The following is a 1,500-nucleotide window of genomic DNA, read 5'->3' as shown; positions in this document are numbered from 1 at the left end:
AAGACCCCCACCCTGCGGATACCTCATACACCCGGCATACCGCGACGATCACCGATCGTCAGCCCCCTACGACAACCCGGCTTCAAAGTCAGTAATCGACGCGACTTCTCCCGGACCTGGCAGCGAAGGAGTTCCTGGATCCGCTGGTCCAGCCCGTCCTCACGCCACAGCCGAAAGTAGTAGAAGACCGCTGACCAGGCCGGGAAGTCATGCGGCAGCAATCGCCACTGACAGCCCGTCCGGTTCTGGTAGAAGATCGCGTTCACGACCTCCCTCAGGTCGCACGATCCAGGGTCCCCGGTCGCCGAGCGTGCCACCCTGCCCTGCTTCCAAGACGTGATCAGCGGCTCGATCAACGCCCACTGCCCGTCCGATAAGTCGCTGAGGTACGGCTCTCTCTTCACGCCCCACATCTCAGCATGGACATGCCCACCAGACATCTCGGTCGGCGATCAGCCCCACGATCGGGTGATCACGGACCGAGGAATACCGGACTTAACGCCCACTGAGTACGCGATCAACGAGCGACCGAACCACACGTTCGCCTTCGACGAGTTCGGCCCACTCGGCATCCGTCCCATCGCCGGATCCTGCTGGGCTGAGCAGGGCAAACCGAACCGGCTGCCGGCCACGTCCCGCCGCACCCACGGCATCACCTACTTCCACGGCTGCTACTCGGTCGGCGACGACAAACTGTGGGGCGTCAACCGCAGACGCAAAGGCATCGACCACACCTGGGCCGCCCTGCGATCAATCCGCGCCGCCCGCCCCGACGGTGCCCCGATCTACGTCATTCTCGACAACCTCTCCGCTCACCTGCAACTGGAGAATCCGCAGGTGGGCGGTCCGGACCAAGGTCGAGCTGTGCTTCACGCCGACCTACGGGTCCTGGGCGAACCCCATCGAGGCCCACTTCGGGCCGTTGCGGCAGTTCACCCTGGCCAATTCACACCACCCGAACCACACGGTCCAGACCCGGGCCCTGCATGCCTACCTGAGCTGGCGCAACAAGCACACCAGACACCCGGACGTCCTCGCCGCCCAACGGCGCGAACGCGCCCGCATCCGAAGCGAGAAGGGCATCCGCTGGGGCGGCAGACCACTACCAGTCGCGGCCTGACCGCCCAACCCGGCAAACCTTCCCGGTCACAGCACTAGGCGGTCCGGCGACCGTCGTTGCCCTCGGCGAGGGCGTGAAGCTCCCGCCCCTGCCGGACGGCGTGGACAGCGTGGAACTACCGGAGAACCTGGAGAGCCCCGGCGGCCGGAACGCAGGAGTGACCTGGCTGCGCGAGCTGAGGGGGCCGGGCCCTCTGCGCGGACGAGAAGTCACAGATCCAGGACCTGGACCGGTCCCAGCCCAGGTTTCCTTGTTCGGCTTCCCACCGGGACCCTCCTCGGGCTCCTGCCCGGAGCGGGTCATTCGGCCAGCGGGTTGAGGACCATGGGGGCGATCTTCCCTTCGAGCATCGCGCCGAGACCGAGTACGGCGCACACGTC

At 66.3% G+C, this 1,500-nt stretch carries 2 pseudogenes; one reads left to right on the top strand and one right to left on the bottom strand.

The annotated features are described in order from the left end of the window. Positions 1–92: 92 nt before the first annotated feature. Positions 93–404, bottom strand: a pseudogene (locus tag ACFYP3_RS37795) (transposase); the annotation flags it as partial. 91 nt (positions 405–495) lie between these two features. On the opposite strand from ACFYP3_RS37795, the pseudogene ACFYP3_RS37790 reads away from it, so the two are divergent. Beyond that, positions 496–1,120, top strand: a pseudogene (locus tag ACFYP3_RS37790) (transposase); the annotation flags it as partial. Positions 1,121–1,500: the final 380 nt, after the last annotated feature.

Source organism: Streptomyces sp. NPDC005533 (assembly GCF_042871845.1).
Classification (GTDB): domain Bacteria; phylum Actinomycetota; class Actinomycetes; order Streptomycetales; family Streptomycetaceae; genus Streptomyces.
This window is presented reverse-complemented; position numbering and strand designations above follow the sequence as displayed.